Annotated in this window: 15 protein-coding genes; 10 read left to right on the forward strand and 5 right to left on the reverse strand. The window is 45.8% G+C overall.

The genetic code is table 11. The annotated features are described in order from the left end of the window. Positions 1-92: 92 nt before the first annotated feature. The 3 genes from ABWW54_RS18575 (at position 93) to ABWW54_RS18585 (ending at position 4,859) form a co-directional block, all read left to right on the forward strand. Positions 93-2,591: a TonB-dependent receptor plug domain-containing protein gene (locus tag ABWW54_RS18575; RefSeq protein ID WP_353414522.1), complete on the forward strand. Its 2,499-nt coding sequence runs from the start codon at positions 93-95 to the stop codon at positions 2,589-2,591. Between the two features lie 329 nt (positions 2,592-2,920). Further along, positions 2,921-3,352, forward strand: coding sequence for a hypothetical protein (locus tag ABWW54_RS18580; RefSeq protein ID WP_353414524.1), 432 nt, complete (start codon positions 2,921-2,923; stop codon positions 3,350-3,352). A gap of 31 nt (positions 3,353-3,383) precedes the next feature. Beyond that, positions 3,384-4,859 (forward strand): alanine/glycine:cation symporter family protein, encoded by a 1,476-nt coding sequence (locus ABWW54_RS18585; RefSeq protein WP_353414526.1) that lies wholly within the window; start codon positions 3,384-3,386, stop codon positions 4,857-4,859. Between the two features lie 110 nt (positions 4,860-4,969). Here ABWW54_RS18585 and ABWW54_RS18590 read toward each other — a convergent pair whose 3' ends face one another. Continuing rightward, positions 4,970-5,584, reverse strand: a complete 615-nt coding sequence (locus ABWW54_RS18590) for a TetR/AcrR family transcriptional regulator (RefSeq protein ID WP_353414528.1) — start codon at positions 5,582-5,584, stop codon at positions 4,970-4,972. A gap of 269 nt (positions 5,585-5,853) precedes the next feature. On the opposite strand from ABWW54_RS18590, the gene ABWW54_RS18595 reads away from it, so the two are divergent. The 5 genes from ABWW54_RS18595 to ABWW54_RS18615 all read left to right on the forward strand — a co-directional run bounded on the left by ABWW54_RS18595 (position 5,854) and on the right by ABWW54_RS18615 (position 13,045). After that, positions 5,854-7,290: an NAD(P)-binding protein gene (locus ABWW54_RS18595; protein ID WP_353414529.1), complete on the forward strand. Its 1,437-nt coding sequence runs from the start codon at positions 5,854-5,856 to the stop codon at positions 7,288-7,290. Positions 7,291-7,293: 3 nt separating this feature from the next. Next, positions 7,294-8,382, forward strand: coding sequence for a DUF2855 family protein (locus ABWW54_RS18600; protein ID WP_353414530.1), 1,089 nt, complete (start codon positions 7,294-7,296; stop codon positions 8,380-8,382). Between the two features lie 263 nt (positions 8,383-8,645). After that, positions 8,646-10,523 (forward strand): DUF885 domain-containing protein, encoded by a 1,878-nt coding sequence (locus ABWW54_RS18605; protein WP_353414531.1) that lies wholly within the window; start codon positions 8,646-8,648, stop codon positions 10,521-10,523. Between the two features lie 188 nt (positions 10,524-10,711). Beyond that, positions 10,712-11,785, forward strand: a complete 1,074-nt coding sequence (locus ABWW54_RS18610; RefSeq protein ID WP_353414532.1) for a DUF2799 domain-containing protein — start codon at positions 10,712-10,714, stop codon at positions 11,783-11,785. 195 nt (positions 11,786-11,980) lie between these two features. After that, on the forward strand, positions 11,981-13,045 hold the full coding sequence (locus tag ABWW54_RS18615; RefSeq protein ID WP_353414533.1) for a DUF2799 domain-containing protein: 1,065 nt from the start codon (positions 11,981-11,983) through the stop codon (positions 13,043-13,045). Between the two features lie 49 nt (positions 13,046-13,094). Here ABWW54_RS18615 and ABWW54_RS18620 read toward each other — a convergent pair whose 3' ends face one another. After that, entirely contained in the window at positions 13,095-13,481 is a 387-nt protein-coding gene (locus tag ABWW54_RS18620) for a hypothetical protein (protein ID WP_353414534.1), read from the reverse strand. Positions 13,482-13,553: 72 nt separating this feature from the next. Next, entirely contained in the window at positions 13,554-14,915 is a 1,362-nt protein-coding gene (locus tag ABWW54_RS18625) for an MATE family efflux transporter (protein ID WP_353414536.1), read from the reverse strand. Between the two features lie 243 nt (positions 14,916-15,158). Between ABWW54_RS18625 and ABWW54_RS18630 the strand changes: the two genes are divergently transcribed. Further along, on the forward strand, positions 15,159-16,817 hold the full coding sequence (locus tag ABWW54_RS18630; RefSeq protein WP_353414538.1) for a bifunctional helix-turn-helix transcriptional regulator/alpha/beta hydrolase: 1,659 nt from the start codon (positions 15,159-15,161) through the stop codon (positions 16,815-16,817). A 47-nt stretch (positions 16,818-16,864) separates the two neighbouring features. Here the strand turns inward: ABWW54_RS18630 and ABWW54_RS18635 are convergent, their stop codons facing one another. After that, entirely contained in the window at positions 16,865-17,725 is an 861-nt protein-coding gene (locus ABWW54_RS18635) for an alpha/beta hydrolase (RefSeq protein WP_353414540.1), read from the reverse strand. Positions 17,726-17,949: 224 nt separating this feature from the next. Between ABWW54_RS18635 and ABWW54_RS18640 the strand changes: the two genes are divergently transcribed. Continuing rightward, the gene (locus ABWW54_RS18640; RefSeq protein WP_353414542.1) at positions 17,950-18,675 is read left to right on the forward strand and encodes a FadR/GntR family transcriptional regulator; all 726 of its coding nucleotides are present in this window, start codon (positions 17,950-17,952) and stop codon (positions 18,673-18,675) included. 131 nt (positions 18,676-18,806) lie between these two features. On the opposite strand, the gene leuA is transcribed toward ABWW54_RS18640, so the two are convergent. After that, positions 18,807-20,456 (reverse strand): 2-isopropylmalate synthase, encoded by a 1,650-nt coding sequence (leuA, locus tag ABWW54_RS18645; protein WP_353414544.1) that lies wholly within the window; start codon positions 20,454-20,456, stop codon positions 18,807-18,809. Positions 20,457-20,517 lie beyond the last annotated feature (61 nt).

A 20,517-nucleotide genomic window follows, 5' to 3' on the forward strand; every position in this document is an offset into this window, starting at 1 on the left:
GATGTGAGGATACAAGCTTGACTTGAAGTCATACAAAAAATCCATCGACACTTATATTAGCAAATCTTAGATATTTGCAGGAGAGTAAGTATATGAAGTTATTTCACCCTAGGGCTACCGCAATTGCGATCGTAGTCGCTTCAATGACCGGCGTTTCGGCGCCCAGTTTTGCCCAGTCTGAAGACACCACCATTGAAGAAATTGTAACCGTTGGTACTCGTGGCAAACCACGTTCAGCCACAGCATCTGTTGCGCCTGTTGATGTTATCTCGGCATCAGACTTTGTGTCGCAAGGCGGCGTAGACACTTCAAATTTGCTGCGTAACGTAGTCCCGTCATTTAACGTAAACGATCAACCTATTTCCGACGCAGCCACCTTGGTGCGCCCTGCAAATCTACGTGGCCTGGCCCCTGACCACACATTGGTTCTAGTAAATGGTAAACGCCGCCACCGTGCCGCCGTAATCACTTGGCTTGGCGCAGGATTGGCTGATGGATCACAAGGCCCTGATATTGCCGCAATTCCATCACTGGCATTACAAAGTGTGGAAGTACTGCGCGATGGTGCAGCGGCACAATACGGTTCTGACGCGATTGCTGGCGTAATCAACTTCAACCTGAAAAACTCTAACTCTGAAGGCTCGGCCGAAATTAAGTACGGCCAATACACAGAAGGCGAAAACCAATACACGCTTGCTGTGAATCAAGGCTTTGCTCTTGGCGACAACGGCTTTTTGAATTTAACCGCTGAATACACGGAAGCCGAGGCCACCGATCGATCGGTGCAGCGCGCTGACGCGGCTGGCCTTATTGCTGCCGGAGTGCAAAACGTGGGAACGCCAGCGCAAGTTTGGGGCACGCCTGAAATCGACGGTGACGTAAAGCTCTGGGCGAATTTCGGCGCTGAATTTGGTAATGGTATCGAATTATTTGGTAACGCCAACTACAATAATAAAGAAGCAACAGGCGGTTTCTATTATCGTAACCCATCTAATCGAGGCGGCGTTAACGCGTCCGACGGCAATCTATTGTTTGCTGACCTAACGGCGGATGGAAGCGGCAACTGCCCAACTGACATTCCGGCAACGGCCGCTGGCTTAACCAGCGCTGCTTTCGCTGCCGCTGCGGCTCGTCCAGAATGCTTTAACTTTGCTGAGCTCATTTCTGGAGGGTTCACGCCAAACTTTGGTGGTGAAGTCACGGACACGTCATTTTTGCTAGGCCTAAGAGGTGAAACCGATGGCGGTTTGAGTTGGTCGGTTAGCACTTATTACGGTAACAACGAAGCTGATTTTTTCATTAACAATACAGTAAACGCAAGCTTGGGCCCGAACACCCCAAGAAATTTCAACCCAGGTGCTTACGAGCAACAAGACATCAGCTTAAACGCCGATTTCAGCATGCCTCTTTCAGACAACGTAACGCTGGCCTTTGGTGCGGAATATCGTGAAGAAGAGTTTTCAATCATTGCGGGACAACTCGAGTCTTACATTGACGGCGGCCTAGGATCTCAAGGCTTTTCTACGTCGACCAATGGTTTTCCAGGCTTCTCACCACAGATTGCCGGGTCATTTGACCGCGCAAACACGTCAGCTTACGCTGACTTAGAGTGGCAAGCGAGTGACAACCTTTTGGTTGCAGCGGCTGTTCGATTTGAAGATTTTGACGGCTTTGGCAGCACAACCAACTATAAGTTAGGTGGTAACTACTCGTTTGGCAGTTCAGCCGGTATGCGTGCGACGATTAGCTCAGGGTTCAAAGCACCGACACCAGGCCAATCAAATGCATCTAATATTTCGACGCAATTGGTCAATGGCGTGTTAACAAACCAAGGTGTAATTCCTTCGACTAGCCCTGCTGCCCTATTACGTGGCGGTACAGAATTAGGCCCAGAGGAATCCAACAACATCACCTTAGGTGGTTACTTTGCAGTTGGCGGATTGGACGTTACGGTGGATTTATTTAAGATCGATGTTGATGATCGTCTGAATATTTCTAATACGTTCTCTCTTTCTGCCGCTGATCTAGCGACGCTGGCAGGTCAAGGTATCGATGCGTCTGACATTGCGACGTTCTCGTTTTTCACTAACCAGTTCGACACAGAAACAGAAGGTGTCGATATCGTAGCAACTTGGAATACAGACTGGGCTGGCGGAAACACCACATGGAACATTGCATTCAATAAAACCGACACAACCGTGACTCGTCGCAACGCGAGCTTACTGAGTGACAACCGTGTACGTCAAATTGAAGACGGTGTGCCAGACACTCGCTGGAACTTTACTGCCTCACATCAAATGGACAAGCTTCGCTTAATGGCACGCTTGAGCCACTACGGTGATTATTACGACAATGAAGCTGGCGGTGTTTTTGGGTCAAACAACTTACTTGACCTAGAAATTGGCTACACGCTCTCAGATCGTATTGATCTTTCTTTTGGTGCGCGTAACGTGACGGACGAACAAGGCGATCGTGCAGCCGACGTTGGAAGTTTCGACTTCGGTGCCGTACTTGGATTGGAATACAGCCAGTTCACTCCATTCGGTTTTAACGGTACATTCCTTTATGGTAAGGCTAGCTACGCGTTCTAAACAAACGCCTAGCCACCCTCACAATGCTAATCATGCTGTTCAAGTGTGATTAGCATAAATACAAAAATAACCGCGGCCTGCCCGCGGTTATTTTTTTCACTAGCACTCCGCTCGCGACAAGGCCATCAACGTTATTCTCAACCCTAGCATTTCGCCCAAGTCATTCGACGACTCAAAACAAATAGATGTACTAGCCATTTCAATTCATCAACCAAAGAATCGGCTGGAAAATATGCTAAAGTGCTTCGCAAGCTCGTAATCATACGACTGCAAAATAATAATTTCTAAACGCTCCCATAATCCGAAGGAGCAAATTCTGGAGAAAAACTGTGAGCGATATTTCCAAAACACCTATCTGGTATTGGATCATCTGTCTAACGGCCATCACCTGGAATGGTGTCGGAGTATTGGCCTATTTAGGTGAGGCCTATATGACAGCCGAGCAATTTTCAAAGTTGCCTTCTAATTTACAAGAAGCATACAACAACCGCCCTTCCTGGGTTACTGCTGCCTTCGCAATCGCCGTGTTTGCTGGGTTGTTAGGGTCAGTATTGTTACTGCTGAAAAAGAAAGCCGCGACGCCTGTTTTAATTATTTCGCTGCTCGCCGTGATCACTCAGCATACCTACTCGTTCTTAATCGCGAAACTGCATAACATTGTTGGCACGTTTAACATCGCAATGGCTGGCGTGGTCCTGATTATTGCGATCGCTCTGGTGCTATTTGCTCGTTCGCGCAATCAACTCGGCTGGTTAAGTTAATCAAACAACAAATAAAAGAAAACAAGATATTATGGAATCGATTGTAAATGCCATTAACGGTGTAATTTGGAGCCCAGCGCTAATTTATCTATGCCTGGCCGCTGGCCTGTTCTACACAATAATGACCAGGTTTATGCAAGTCCGCCTGTTCAAAGAAATGATACACCTGCTTAGGTCCGGAGAAAGCTCTGAAAAGGGTATCTCTCCATTTCAAGCACTCGCTGTTTCGCTTTCAGGTCGCGTTGGAACAGGCAACATTGCTGGAGTAGCAGCCGCGATTGGTTTTGGTGGCCCCGGAGCGGTTTTTTGGATGTGGATAGTCGCTATTTTTGGCGCAGCCACCGCCTATATTGAAGCGACGCTAGCGCAAATTTACAAAGAAGTTGATGAGGGTGAGTATCGAGGCGGGCCAGCCTACTACATCGAAAAAGCCATGGGGCAAACTTGGTACGCTTGGGTATTTGCCATTGCGACCATCATTGCCTGTGGTTTTCTACTGCCGACTGTCCAATCAAATGCAATCGGCAATGCGGTAACGCAGACACTCGGTGAAGGGAGCATTATCAGCTCAGCCCTCGGTGATATGAGTTCAGTGAAAATCATCACAGGCACCATAATCTGCATTATTCTTGGGTTTATTATTTTCGGTGGTGTAAAACGGATAGCGAGTTTCGCTCAAATCGTCGTCCCGTTTATGGCACTAGCTTACGTCATCACCGCATGCATCATCATCGCCATCAACGTTACTGAAGTACCTGCCATATTGGCGATGATTGTAAAAGACGCCTTTAACCCAATGGCTGGGTTTGGTGCAGCTATCGGCTGGGGCGTGAAGCGTGGAGTCTATTCAAACGAAGCAGGTCAAGGAACCGCCCCCCATGCGGCGGCGGCGGCGGAAGTTCAGCACCCTGCTCAACAAGGTTTAGTTCAATCGTTTTCGATCTACATTGACACACTATTTGTGTGTACTGCCACTGCCTTAATGATCTTAATCACTGGCATGTTCAATGTTGGACCTGACTCGACGTCTTTGATCATCCAAAATGTTGCCGCTGATACAGCGGCCAATAGCCCTGCATTTACCCAAATGGCCATTGAGAGTGTGATGCCAGGAATAGGTAACCCATTTGTCGCAGTGGCTCTGTTCTTCTTTTCATTCACGACGCTAATGGCTTATTACTACATTGCTGAAAGTAACGTAGTCTACATTCGCCGATTTATTAAAATACCTGGCGCTGTTAACATTCTAAAAATTGGACTCATAGCGGCCGTGTTTTTTGGGACTGTTAAAGAAGCTAACCTTGCTTGGGCACTAGGAGACATCGGTGTGGGTTTAATGGCTTGGGTAAACATCATCGGCATACTGATCATTTTCTTTATGGGAAAACCTGCGATTAAAGCACTCAAAGACTACGAAGCCCAGAAAAAAGCGGGTGTGAAAAACTACACATTCGACCCCAAAAAACTTGGAATCAAAAACGCTGAGTATTGGGAGAACAAAGAATAGGCACGCTTTCTTGGCAATCCGAATCGTATGCTGCGATTCGGATTGCTAAAACAATCGTTGCCTAGCTCGATACACCACACCAGACACCCGCTCTCATTTAATCGTCAGCGTTAAAACGAGCCCCAAGAATTAATTTGTCTTTCAACGGCTTTCAAGGCCATGCCCATCCAATCTAGTTTTTCATTCGCCATCGCATGATGACTGATACTCACGTAACCATGCATAACAGCCCAGATATCTAAGGCACCGGTTAATCGATCGACATTCAGCGACATACTTTTAACGTAAGCGTCTGTGTTGGAAACAAGCTTTTTAAACGCCCTTGTAGCGGCTTCTCGAGCCTGTGCTGAGGGCTCGTACCCCATATCACTCTCGCCAAATATCAACCGATAATGAGCTTCATTCTCAAAAGCCACTTTCAGGTAAGATTGGCAAGACATCAACACATGCTGTATCCCTAGATCATCATTTAGCTCAACATTCATTGCTTCATAAACCATATTAAAGCCGTCGATATACAAAGCATCCAAAACCCCTTGCTTCCCATTAAAATGGCTGTAAATACCTATTGTAGAGAGGCCGGCGCGCTTTGATATTGCTCTCACACTTAAGGCGGCCACGCCTCCTTCTAGAAATAATTCCGAAGCAGCCAACAAGATCTTATTCCGAGTTGCTGAGCCTTTCTCATTGACATTCTTTTCAGGAGTTTTGTATTGATCTTGCATGCGATGACTATTTGAAATGGCTTTTAGAAGATTAGTTTACCAAACGGAGTTTGCGCTAAGCATTAATGCAATACCAGTTGTTTACACACTCTGTTTCGGCGTCGAGATTACGGTTGACAACAATAACATCGTTATATTAGCATATAACACTGTTATATTTTGTTCGAATAATGAAATTTGCACTCATTATTCAACCGTCTGTTATCGACCCAAAAATGACGATGACAATATCAAACCTTGGCGATGCTATTAAACACTAGGAAACCACTATGACGAACTCTTTACCCAAGACGCAGCTGGAAACGGACTACCTTATCATTGGGGCTGGCGCAGTAGGAATGGCTGTTGCAGATGTATTACTTACTGAAACTGACGCTAATATTATTATCGTCGACAAGCATCATAAACCCGGCGGCCACTGGAATGACGCCTACTCGTTTGTCTCTCTTCACCAGCCATCTAAATTCTACGGTGTAAGTTCAACGGAACTGAGCTCTGGTAAGCGTGATGAGGTTGGCCTTAATAAAGGACTGCATGAATTGGCATCTGGAGCGGAAGTAATGGCTTACTATGACCAGATCATGAAACATGTATTTCTTCCGTCAGGCAGAGTTCAATATCACCCCATGTGTGAATACCATGGGGATGGCGAGTTTAGCTCGTTAATCTCTGACCAAAGTTTCAAAGTCAATGTGCGTAATAAAGTGATTGACGGCACTTATTTTAAAACATCGGTTCCGTCGACCCACACACCTAACTTTAAAATTTCATCGGAAGTGGATTTTGCCCCCCTCAATGATTTACCTCAGCTATCCTGTCCGAGAGATGCCTACGTTGTGGTGGGCGGAGGCAAGACCGGCATCGACGCGTGCTTGTGGTTACTAGACAATCAAATAGACCCAGATAAAATTTCTTGGATCATGCCGCGAGACGCCTGGTGGATCGATCGACAGAATACTCAGCCAAGCAAAGATTTCTTTTTCGATTCGATCGGGGCTCAAGTAACACAACTTGAAGCTTTGGGGGCTGCCGAATCAATTCGGGATCTATTTGAGCGCTTGGAAAAAGGAGGCGTGCTAATGCGTCTGGACAAAAATGTTACGCCCACCATGTTTCATGGAGCCACCGTCAGTCAGGGTGAGGCATCGCAACTGCGTAAAATTAAGAATGTAATTCGACACGGCCGAGTGGAGGAAATCCGCCCCGGAGAACTCCGATTTAAAGACAAAACAGTCTCTATCCCTCGGAACGCGATATTTGTTGACTGCTCAGCCAGAGCGGTACCTGTGAGCGAAAGCTTTCCTGTGTTTGACGGAAAAACCATCTGCGTACAAACAGTTCGATCTTATCAACCCGTATTCAGTGCAGCATTTATTGCCCATATTGAAGCAAATTATGATGATGAAGACACAAAGAACGACATTTGCGGCATCGTCCCTCTGCCAAATCACGATACGGATTGGCTGATGGGGATCGCAGCGCAAATGAAAAACCAATACCGCTGGTCGCAAGAACCGGGGCTTAGAGATTGGCTAATTGAAAATCGACTCGATGGGTTTACTGCATTAACGGTTCCCGACGAGACAACGACTCCGGATGAAATGGAACTTCTTGGTAGAATGAAAGCAGCGGTACCAGCCGCCATTGAGGGTGTAAAAAGACTGATGCCAGAAGCGATGAAAATAAGAGCGCAAGCGGGAAACTGAACAATGCAGGTATTACAAAGCAAAAAAGAAAATTTCAACGAGTTCCGCGTCATCGACGTGCCGACGCAGGAAGTGAATCTTGGCGAAATACGAGTTAATGTGGAACGGTTTTCGTTCACCGCGAACAATGTTACCTACGCCGTATTAGGAGACTACCTAAAATACTGGTCGTTTTTCCCAGCGAAAAATGCCGATGGGACCGATGCTTCGACCGAATGGGGACAAATACCAGTATGGGGCTTTGGCGTGGTCACCGAGTCACGTTGCGAGCATGTCAATGTTGGGGAACGTTTCTTTGGCTACTTTCCGCCGGCACAAGAGTGCGTAATGAAACCAAGCAACGTGGAACGAGGCAGTTACATCGACGGTAGCGAGCATCGTGCTCACCTTCCAGCTGGATACAATATATACCGTTCGGCTCCTGCTGTTGATCATCAAGCTGACAACGAACGCAGTTTGTTGTTTCCGTTGTTTGTAACCGCTTACAGCATTCACGATCTATTGTCTGACAAAGATTGGTTCAATGCTGATCAAATCTTAATAATTAGCGCGTCAAGCAAGACCAGTGTGGGGGTCGCGTATGCGCTACAAAACGATGAGGGTTCACCGAAAAGCATTGGCTTGACCTCTAAACGCAATCGGTCCTCTGTGGAAAACCTCAACCTATACGATCAGGTTCTTAGCTACGAAGAAATCGAGAATATAGACGCGACTAAGTCTACGATTATTGTCGATATGTCAGGCAACAAATCACTGCTAAGCGCCCTACATCAACATTTGAGCGATAATATGAAACACACGCTTAACGTTGGAATTACGCACTGGAACGATCTGTCGGAAGTCAGCGGCATCAACACTGACCGCTGCGAACAATTTTTTGCGCCAGGGCATATTCAAGAAATGATAAAACGTATGGGGCCAAAAGAGTTTCAGGTCAACTCAGGAACGTTCGTTGTCGAGTCAGCGCTAAAAACGAGAAGCTGGCTAGAGTGCGTCGAGTTAAACGGACTTTTACAACTTAGCGAGCGATACATCGATGTCTGTGAGGGAAACATAGACTCTAACACTGGGCTTATGGTAATCAATACCTAGCAACGGCTTTCTGTGTAAAGCACTCCGATCATTTCGCCATACGTAGCGATCCAACGGTAGCCTCAAGTTGGACCGCTGCGTGAATAGACTTTACGTTGAAGCACGTTAAACTTCCATTCTAGAATATGATGGAAACTTAATTCTTTTAAAAGCGCAATATTTGCAACGTTTTCTTTTTAAAATTCATCTATTATTCCTATCATCAAAAACGCGACGCGTTGATGAAAAGAAAATAAAAAGCCACGAATTTTAGGAGCATGACCATGCGTAAACCGTTAAGTATTGCGTTGATAGCCGCTGCCGTTCTAGCAGCATGCGATCAAGCCCCAGAGCAAACCACATCAAAACAAGAAACAGCCCCGATTGTAAGTGAATCCCCAGCAGTTGATTCTAAGAACTTAGTCGCCATCGAATCTAAAAAAGCCAACGAGTTCTACGAAAGAATTTTCGAGGAAGGACTGTCTCGAAGCCCAGAATTTTTGACCTATCTAGGGAGAAAGGAACGCATGGGCGAGTGGAACGATCTTAGTGACGAAAATGCGGCTAAGGAACTGGAGTTCAGTAAACAAAACTTAAAAGAGCTACAAACTTTCGATCGCTCTAAGTTAGACCAAGCCACCGCTTTGAGTTATGACCTGCTAACTCAGTCTTTAGAAAACGAAATTGAGGATTATCAGTGGCGCTTGTATAACTACCCTGTTAATCAAATGTTCGGGCGCCATTCTGGCGTTGTGTCACTGTTAATCAATCAACACCGTATTTCCAGCGTTGCAGACGCCGAAGCGTATGTATCTCGGTTAAATGGCGTGAGCACGCTCTTTGATCAACTGGTTGCCGGGATCGAAGCACGAACTGCCGCCAATATCGTACCGCCTAAGTTTGTATTCCCACACGTCATCCGTGACAGCAAAAACATCATTAAAGGAGCGCCCTTCGATGACGGTGAACCCAGCACTTTACTCGCCGACTTTTCAAGTAAACTTGAAAAATTAGCTGACAAAGAAGGGAGTGATCTAACACCAGAGAAAAGTGCGGAGCTATTGAAAGATGCTAAGTCTGCTCTGCTAACATCGGTAAAACCGGCGTATGAGAAATTAGTTTCTCATTTAACTGAATTGGAAACTAAAGCCAACACCGACGACGGAGTCTGGAAATGGCGAAATGGCAATGCGTTCTTCAATGTCGCGTTAAAGCGCACAACCACGACAGACTTGACAGCCGATGAAATTCACAACATTGGCCTTAAAGAAGTTGACCGCATACATAACGAAATGAGTGCGATCAAAGAGAAAGTCGGCTTTGAGGGCGATCTAAAAGCATTCATGGAGTTCATGCGTGACGATGATCAGTTCTATTACGCCAATGATAAGGAAGGAAAAGATCGCTACCTAAGCGAAGCGACGCAACTAATTGATGTAATGAAAGGCCGCTTAGATGAATTATTCATCACAAAACCAAAAGCCGATCTGCAAGTTAAGGCCGTTGAAGCCTTTCGCGAGCAGTCTGCCGGCAAAGCTTTTTATCAACGTCCGTCCGAAGATGGGTCGAGACCCGGTCTGTACTATGCAAACCTGTACGACATGAAGGCCATGCCGACATATCAAATGGAAGCGCTTGCTTACCATGAAGGCATTCCCGGGCACCACATGCAACTGGCAATACAACAAGAACTAAAAGAGGTACCAAAATTTCGTAAGTTTGGTGGTTACACTGCGTACATTGAAGGCTGGGGCTTATATTCTGAATTCCTACCTAAGGAAATAGGCATGTACTCCGATCCGTATTCTGACTTTGGGCGCCTTGCTATGGAGTTATGGCGCGCTTGCCGACTTGTGGTTGATACCGGCATTCATGCTAAGAAATGGACGCGCGAGGAAGGGATTAAATACTATACGGACAACACCCCTAACGCTGTGTCGGATGCCGTCAAGATGGTCGAGCGCCATATTGTCATGCCGTCACAAGCAACAGCCTATAAAATTGGCATGCTGAAAATCCTAGAACTTCGCGAGTCAGCTAAGGCATCCCTTGGCGACAAATTTGACATCCGTGGGTTCCACGATGAAATTTTGAAATACGGCCCGCTACCTCTGAACGTAGTAGAAGCTAAAATTGATGCATGGGTTGCCGAGCAAAAATAGCTCTCGAGTTACCGCAACAAAAAAGGCAGGGTAACCTGCCTTTTTTTATGGGTAACGAATTCTGAACAATCACTCAAATACCACCCAAAAAACTTAATGGACTTTTGAATTGTAATGAGTGAGTGTAACTCCTACACTTTGGGACGCGAACCGCCCCACTATGATTTACGAATGGACTCTATTTAAGAATGAAGATCTCCGCAACAGCCATCATCACCCTATTTTATGTGATCTTTAGCGATGCTACGATGGTGATGGCAAAGTCATCTCCAGACACGTGTTTCAAAAAGGATTGGCTTACGGCTGGCTTTGATAGTGCCAAAAACGGAGTCACATACAAAGAAGGCTGGGAGAAGAGTGATAAGAAGTGCGAAAAACACAATGTCTGGTCTGATCAAGAGGAGTTTTCTCGCGGCTACAAAATGGGAAAGGCCGCTTTCTGTTTGCCGGCGAACGGCTTCGAATTCGGACAGCGAAATCTTGATTACCAACCAATATGCCAGGGCCAACCTCAGCGTGACTTCGACACTGCATTTAAAGATGGAGCCCAGCTGTACCTGGCCATCAAGCAATTGGAGAGGGCAGCATCAAGTCTAGCTAAAGCTCAGAAATCTATTAAGCAAACCACTCGTAAACGCAAGGAATTGGCTCGCAGCATAGACTCAGGGGAGCTAGAGGAAAATGCGGAGAAGAAGGCAGTAAAAGAACGCTATGCCCTTAAAACAACACGAAATCAGCTGCGTGAGGAAGTCAGGCAATTAAACGCTGAGAAACAAGAAGCTGATAACGAAAAAAACATTTTACGGCGGGCGTTACTTGATAAGTATTATCCCGCAGACCAAGACTCCCAATCCGCCTATTCGAAAGATAAAACCCTATTCAGTGAATCCATCATGGTCTCCGAACCAGCAATACTACTCTATGAACCCAGAAGGAGTACGCGAAATAAGTCCGCCTACAGTAAGCAGATAAAAGCGATAGGCAAGCACATCACAAAACAATACCCTCGGAAGCTTCGATACCAAATAATTCAAGATGTTAACGTAACCTTTAACATACCCGGCAGCCCAAACGTCGAACTAAATACCGCATCAGAGTTCGGTGATCAGCCGCACTTGTTAGTATGGTGGAACCAAACCCTTGAACGACTCGCATTGAATCCTAAGTCACCATTGAAGAAGAATACTCTTAACTCTGCCGCTGAAAAAATATTATCCCAACTAGCTAATCATCCTGACCAAATCAACGCACGGAACGATTGAGTTTCAAGCATGGGCTAGTGTTCATCTTTTTATACTATTAATCCAAACCAGTTAAGACGACCTCTCGACTGGAGCCTATCCGCATTCGACTCATCTGCCATCCAAACAGTATCCATTTGCATGCATAGAAAACAACCTCTACACTTTTAACTCTAGATTAACTGGATTGTGATTTACTAATTAGTGCGAATAACAATGAAACCTCTGTTGAAGGCCAGTGCCATATTGATTCTCATCTTACTTAGCGGATGTGCCACCATGATCGAGCGATCAGCACATAAAAGTTGCTTTACCACGGATTGGTTAGCCGCGGGATTCGACAGCGCAAAAAGTGGAAAGACATACCCATCTGCTTGGGAGAAAAGCGACCGAAAATGCCTCAAATATAATGTCTGGTCAGACAAAGAAGAGTTTACTAAAGGATATACATTAGGATTAGAGGCGTTTTGTAGAGAGGAAAATGGGTTCGAATTTGGGTGGCGGAATTTAGCCTACGCTCCAATTTGTGATGAAGACCAACAGTACTATTTCGATGAGGCCTACAAGGATGGTCATATTTTGTTTAAAGCTCGTAACTTCGTAGACCAAATTGAATCAGATATTTACCAAGCACAGGAGTACATAGAATTCGCTACCCATCGCCGCCGCGAACTGGCGTATCAAATTGACTCCGGTAATTTAGACGAAAAAGCTGAAAAAAGAGCAGTAAAAGAACGCTACCGCCTCAAATCCAGGCGTGCTTCTGCTCGCCAAGAGTTGGTGGCACTAAGGTCTAACATCCGAGAGGCTGAGCACCGTAGAGCCGCTCTTAATCGAGACCTATTTGACCAATACTACCCAGAGGGAAACGCCTCTGACAGCGCTTACTCAAAGGACCAATCTATCGTCAGCGAAAACACCCTTGTGACGCAACCCGCGTTAATCTTATATCGCCCAAAAACCTTTGCCAAAGGAACAGGCTCTAAGTACAAGTCACACATCAACGCTCTCACTAAATATATTACCGATAACTACAGCCGCACACTTAGGTATCAGGTAGTGCAAGATGTGGTCCTTACATTCGTCAGCGACAATCTAAATACCGAGGAGGTCAAACCAGCGATTGAATTCACCAGTCAACCACACCTGCTTGTTTGGCTAGATGGCAACCTAGAACGCTGGCCTCTGTCCCTAGAAGCATCGGTCGACTATCAATCAATCGATATTGCAGCAAAAAGAATACTTGCTAGTAAACTCAAGACGCGCAAAGACACTAACTAAAAAAGGCGCTATCTACGATGGGCGTAAAATAGGCCAAGTGGCCAACTACCTAGGGTCGGCCAAGAATGGGGAGCCCCAAATTCAGTTGCACTATTGACACTACGTACAGAAGGAAAAAGCCCGCTAGCAGTATTATCGTTGCGCTACGAACGTTTATGTCTACCTGGCTCTTAGCACCGACTATGTGCTCAATGTATATGATTCTTGCTGCCGACAGCATGACGGCACCTGACGTGATAGCGATCACTCCCCAAAGGTCACTTAAATTTCTAAACCCATACCATACGATATTCCATACCCCTAACAGAACTAATAAGCCAATAGCGAGTTTCACCGCCGTCGAGCCGAGCTTTGGATCGACACCACGACTGCGCCATGGTGTCGGCCTCAATACGGTTAAGCCAAAAAGCATGGCAATAGAAACCACAATACCCATGAATTATCTCTCTCTTAATAATGTTTAAGACGTGCTTAACCTTGATAAAACATCAAAGCATCCAAAATGCCATCAAGCAACAGTCAAAGAATCCTTACGATGCCTTTGTAGGCGCCCCAGCAAGAGCAACCCAACCAAAGTAAGGCTCACAACCATTGCAAACCACATACCTTTTGCGCCTTCTAAACCGGGCCAAAGATCATAAAAACTCAAGCCAACTCCGACGGGCAGCCCTACTCCCCAAAAGGCCAGCAACTGATATTTGGGAGGACTGCTGGTGTCGTGGTAAGCGCGTAAAGCGTGAATAACAGCAACCTGTAAACAATCAGCTAATTGAAATGCAGCGCCAAAATACAACAGAATTACAGCGAGCTTTACCACCTCGTCATCATGGCTAAATAAGCGTATCAATGGCTCGGTAAATACAACGAAAGCAATGCAAATAATCAAGGCTATAAACATATTAAAGCTTGACCCCACTTTAATGGTATACCATGCGGAGCCTGGATCACCCGCGCCCAAAAACTGCGAGGCTCTTATCGTTACACCTTGAGCAAGCCCCATGTACAACATGAAGCTCATTGAGGCTACGGTGATAGCCACGGCATGAGCACCCGCTTCTACCGCGCCAAAAGCGGCGATCATCATGCCAGCGCCGGAAAACATACTGAGTTCCACGACAAAAGAGACCCCAATTGGTACCCCAAGAATCAATGTGCGTTTAATTGACTCGATATTGGGCCTTTCAAAATTCGCAAGCAATCTCTGGCGTCTGAGTTTTCTATGCCACTTTAACACGGCAACAGTAGTACCAAAACTTAACCATGTAAGTACAACAGTAGCCCAAGCACACCCCACACCACCAAATCGTGGAAATCCAAAAAGCCCATTCACCAAAATATAATCAAGTGGAATATTAAGTAGAAATGCTGTGAAATTTACTAGGAATACCACGCGAGTTAAACTCATTCCTTCAAGCGTACCTCTGACCGCGGGTGTCATGCAAAAAGGAATTGCACACAGACTGATAACCAATAGAAACTCTCTGGCAATCGATAAAATACTGGGGTCAATCGCCAAAAAACCCATACCCCAAACACCCCCCCAAACCACCAAGGTGGCAATCAGCCCTAGCATTAAACACATCCACGTCGATTGATTAAACTGATGCTTCACGCCTTGATCTCTGCCGGCGCCAAAATGCTTAGCTACCAAAGGCTGGGTGGAAAGGCCTATCCCCATGAAAAATAATATAATCATGTGCCAGGTATTCACGCCCAAGTTCATGCCTGCCAACTCCAACGTGCCTGCGTTTCCAGCGATCAATACATCGGTTGCCGACATACCCACCATTGACAATTGCGCTAAAGACACAGGCATAGCAAGCTTGACTAGGGAATTTACCTCGGTAATGACATTGCGATAACGATGCATGATGTAAGCTTAGGTTGGGTAGGTAAAGGTAACAGGATTCGTGGTTTACTGAAGACAGTCAGTCGAACCAAAGAATAAACAGGCCACATGAGCAATAAAGCTATGAGTAACCCAGTGATGGTAACCCTACGTTCTCAACAATCCAAGAATGTAATAGAGTGTTTCAACAAGACTCCGTTAAATAAATGAGCGATATACTGCTGTCGTTACACAACTTTAGCTTTCAGATACTTTAGAGTCCCTTTGTCTAAGAATAGCTCAATAAAGAAAGGAGCGGTGGTCGATGCCGTCTACGATCTAGCAATTAACCCCGACCGTTTTGATCAGTTTATCGAGACTTGGGAGCGCTATTTGATAGAGCAGGATGTATTAAATCACAATGACCCTCAGATAAATCAGGCACTGGCCCAACATTTTCAGCGAGCATTCACAGCAATGCAACAGGCGGAGCAGTCCAGCAAAACGGCAAAGGCTTCGCTCCCTCAACGCTCTGTTGCCTCAATGTGCGTGTCTCTCAATGGCGATATTAGTTCTTGTAACGAACTGGCACAGCCGATCGTTGACTCCAAAGCAACCGTCACGGAACTGTTTAATCATGACTCCGCCGCTGACTTGCTTGAAGCTCTAGTAACCGTTGATGTATCGCACAAGGCAAAGCCACTATTGGCAACACTTGAATCAGGAGTGCCATGTCTACTGTTAATTCAGCCGATTCAAGGAAGCGATGAACTGGTTATCGACATCAGCCAAATGAGCTGGAATGAATCTCATCGAAGTCAGCTTTCTTCACTCTACGGCTTAACTCCAAGAGAATGTGACATCGCAGGCCTGTTGTTTCAAGGCTTAAGCATCAAGGAGATAGCATCCCAACAGCATCGATCAACTGAGACTGTTCGTAAACAATCCAAGTCCCTTCTGAACAAAACAGACACCCATTCTCAGGCTCAACTAATGAGGTTACTGGCAAGTATCAACCTTAGCGCCGCGCCTGCGCCGCAGAGTCTTTGGCAACACTCCTATTTAGATAATAAGTCCCTGACGTTGTCTGATGGGCGCACACTGTCTTATTATCGATCAGGTCAACCCATAAAGGGCACCATCATCGTTATTCATGGAATTCTGCATGACCATGAATTGCCGCAAGAGATACACAAGCCTTTAGTAAACTCAGGCTATCAAATTATTGGCGTAGCAAGAGCATGGTTTGGTGATTCGTCACCACCTCCAGACAAAGAACACTTGTTATCAACCGCCGCTAATGATTTAAAAGAGTTACTCGACGCCTTAGACATAGAGCAGGCAACGCTTTTGAGTATCATGGCGGGGAGTATCCATGCGTTTAAATTTTGCTCGCTGTTTCCTGAAAAAGTACACTCCATGATTAATGTCTCTGGAGTTGTACCCATTGTGGATTTAGCGCAACTGCAGCACTTACCGCGAGGAATTCGCGCAATTGCGAAATCAGCCCGCTATTTCCCAAAAACACTTCCGGCATTAGTATTAGCAGCCGTTTCATTGCTCAATAGAGGAAACATTCAAAGATTGTTTCAAATCGGCTATCGAAACTCCCCTTCGGATTTAGCAGCGACATCTGACCAAAACATCATGAGAAGACTGCTCAAAGGATATCGGTTTGCGTCACAACACGGATACGCTGCCTATACCTACGAAGGCATTGAAATCATGCGAAACATGGCTTTCGAGCTCAAAGATATTGACCGCCCAGTGTATTACATCAATGGTGAGCTAGATGGACTCACGTCGATCGATTCGGTTTATCGTTTTTGCAAACAACGGAAGAACACACACTGCAAAATGGTACCAGGAGCAGGCAATTTACTAATATACGTAGCCCCTGAAATCGTCACCAAAGAGGTGCTAAAAATTCTTAAAGACACTTAACTTAAAGACACTTAAAAGGACCAAGGATTTCCATCATGACCTCCCTTCTAAGTGGCACTCTGATCGACCTGGAATTTCTCAAGCGATAATTCGATTAGCTTCCAAATATTGGCATTAAACCCCATGCCTAAATGAGCTGCATCGATTTGTATGTGAGCGACATTGGGACTGACTTTATCAAGTGCGGCGCGCCAGTCCACAACGGCATCTGTTTTGCTAAAAATGGCGGTAATAGGTTGCGTGATTGGCTTTCGGTTTCGCTTTTCAACCTCACTCTCAATCCATTCCATGTCAAATCCTTTTTTCTTAAAAAACGAAGCCGCTCGCGTATATTTTGGCCCTCCTATCACAGGAGCGCCTAGCGTAATGACTTTGGCCACATGGGCTGGCAACTCCCGCGCAACTTCTCTAGCCACATACCCGCCTAAACTCCACCCAATTAAAACGACAGGCTCACCAATCTCCTTCGATCTTGCAAGAATTTGATCTGTGGCACGATCACACAAGTATGGTACGCCCCCTTCCCCTCTATACGTTTCAGGTGTGTAACCATCGTAATACTCAACGTCCCATGACGGTGCCAACTGTTCTAATGTATGGGGCAAGTTAGTTCCCGCCATATTAAAGCCGAGCCCCCAACCCTCCGCGGTATACCCTAAACTCCGCAAATGGAATTGAAGTGGCTTTAAATACCGTTCATCAGAGGCAAAACCGGGTAATAGAATAATGGGGGGCTTCTTTACGTTAACGATTTTCTTTGACTTAAAGGCTATGCCTTTTAATAAATTGTAAGGCACTCCGCCCAAATCAATCATAGCTCTGAGTTCTTTCACAAACATTGAAGAACTAGGTGCTGAATTTGGGTCAGGAAAGTCTGCTATATCGGTGAAACTTAGGTTCGCTTTCAAAGGAAGAATACTCTCATTAAAAATATAACGTCGTTATATTTACTATAATACAAGCATTTTCATTATTATGTGAAGAGAATTGTATAGATATTGAGACTACTGATAGTTTGAATTGTCATATTTATGTACAATTTATTCCACTAATAAACTGTTTGATGCATAAGCCTCTTATAAAGCTTGTTGCATACAACCAGACTCGTTCACCTTAAGATGGCCTCACACTTATGAATAATTCGAACACTAGAGGTATGAACCTCACTCAACAAGTTGCCGACACATTAGGAAATGCCATTATCAAGGGTGTTTACGGTGATCATAATCCAGTCCCCAGTGAAGCAACCTTGTGCGAGCAACTGCAAGTCAGCAGGAGCGCTGCTCGTGAGGCTGTTAAATCCTTGGCCGCAAAAGGGCTGATCACTTCGCGCGCTCGACAAGGAATTAGAGTCCTACCGGAAACGGAGTGGAATCTGTTTGATGCCGATGTACTGCGCTGGATTCGAGACTCCAACCCCACGTTAGAATTACTACGAGAATTCACAGAACTGCGAGTGGCAATGGAGCCCGAAGCAGCAATGCTGGCCGCTCAACGCCAAAATGTCGATAAGATCGCTCAGATTAAGCTCTCATTGGATCGCATGGCCAAAGCTGAGAGCGGGTTAGATGACCCCTTAGAGTCAGATATCGCCTTTCACCTGAGCATACTGGATGCCAGTGAAAACCGCTTCTTCATGCAACTGGGTCGAATCATCGATACAACACTTCGCGTCAGTATACGCTTTACCAACATGAGGACGGGCGTGAAAACTGGCAATTACGCTGACCACAAAAAGGTCTATGACGCGATTGTTAGCAATCAACCACAACTTGCCGCTGAAAATGCTGCGAGCTTGATGCATGGCGCGCTAAGCACTATCGTATCAGCGCTCGAAGAAGGCGAAACTGAGTCTTAATCTGGCTGTCTTAGCGTGGGGCCCAAGAGGGCTCCACAAAAAAGTGCCTCAACCAGGAGGCTAATCGTATTAGCGGTGATAAAGAGCCGCTATTCGAATACAATATTTCCCTTGGCTAACTTCATAACAGGCTAATGAGCCCTGGCAACGGCGTTCAATATAGCAGCCAAGCTCGCGCCTAGAATATCTCGGCTTTTTCCTGCGCCGCACACCCGTTTAGCGTCAATGCTAAGCTGAACGTACGTCATTGCCTCCGAACCGTCACTATGTCCTAGGGTATGTTCGTTATACTCTATGATCACCAAGTTTTTACCGAGAAGGTCACTTAAAGAACTGATAAAAGCCTCCAGCACACCGCGCCCTTCACCGCTCAATTGATGCTCTACTCCATTGTGCGTAAAACCGGCTTCAAAACGTTCAACCCCATCAGAACGATTCACTTGATAACCATTTAACACCATCGACTTGTTAGCTTCTAAATACGTGGCATTAAATAATTCGGCGATCTGATCCGGGCTGACCTCAGCCTCTGTGTTTTCTGCCTCGGCCTGCACAATGGGACTAAAATCCACCTGTAGCCAACGCGGCATTTTTATTCCATGCTCTTGTTCTAAAACATAAGCTACGCCACCCTTACCTGATTGTGAGTTAATTCGTATGACCTCTTGGTAATCGCGACCAAGGTCACGAGGGTCAATGGGCAGGTAAGCAACTTCCCAAGTACTGTCTTGCTCATAGATCGACAGGCACTTGTTGATAGCGTCTTGGTGGCTACCAGAAAACGCAGCAAACACCAATTCACCCGCATAGGGGTGTCTAGGGTGCACCTTCAATTGGGTGCATTTCTCAACTACATGGATAATCCGATCCATTATTGAAAAGTCCAAATTAGGATCGACACCCGCACTATATAAGTTCATCGCCATGGTTACGATATCCATATTTCCGGTTCGCTCGCCATTCCCCAGAAGAGTACCTTCAACCCTATCAGCCCCGGCAAGAACACCCAACTCCGACGCCGCTACTCCACAACCTCGGTCATTGTGAGTATGCAAACTCACAATCACTGACTCCCTATTGTTGATGTGATCACAAAACCACTCTATTTGATCCGCGTACACATTTGGCGTCGCTACCTCAACAGTCGCGGGCAAGTTAAGTATTGCTTTGTTCGCTTTAGTTGGCTTCCATACATCAAGAACAGCGTTACAAACCTCTACCGAATAGTCAATTTCTGTACCGGTAAAGCTTTCAGGGGAATACTGAAACTGCCAGTTGGTTTCCGGCTGATTTTCCGCACCTTGTTTGACCCATTTGGCGCCATTAATCGCTATCTGCTTAATTTCATCTTTGGTGAGCTTAAAGACATGTTCGCGCTGTACCGTAGAAGTAGAGTTATAAACATGAACAATCGCGTTCGCCGCTCCTTTTAATGACTCATACGTTCTTTCGATTAGCTCCTTTCGTGCTTGAGTCAATACTTGAATCGTGACGTCTTCAGGGACTCGATTTTCCACTATTAGTTTGCGAACAAAATCAAAATCCGTTTGCGATGCAGCAGGGAATCCAACTTCAATATGTTTAAACCCAACCGCCACAAGCATCTCAAACATGTCCAATTTTTGAGATGGCGTCATCGGATCAATTAACGCTTGATTGCCATCTCGCAGATCAACACTGCACCATAAAGGAGATACGTCTATCGTGCGGTTAGGCCACCGACGGTCTTGTTTATCAATAGTGGCAATTTTAGTGTACTTGCGATGGTTATATTGAGACATGGTATTTCTGGCGTGGAAATCAAAGTTCCCTTGACGTTTCGTATTACATATAAGTATAACT

This window comes from Arenicella sp. 4NH20-0111, from assembly GCF_040366405.1.
Taxonomy (GTDB): Bacteria; Pseudomonadota; Gammaproteobacteria; order Arenicellales; family Arenicellaceae; genus Arenicella.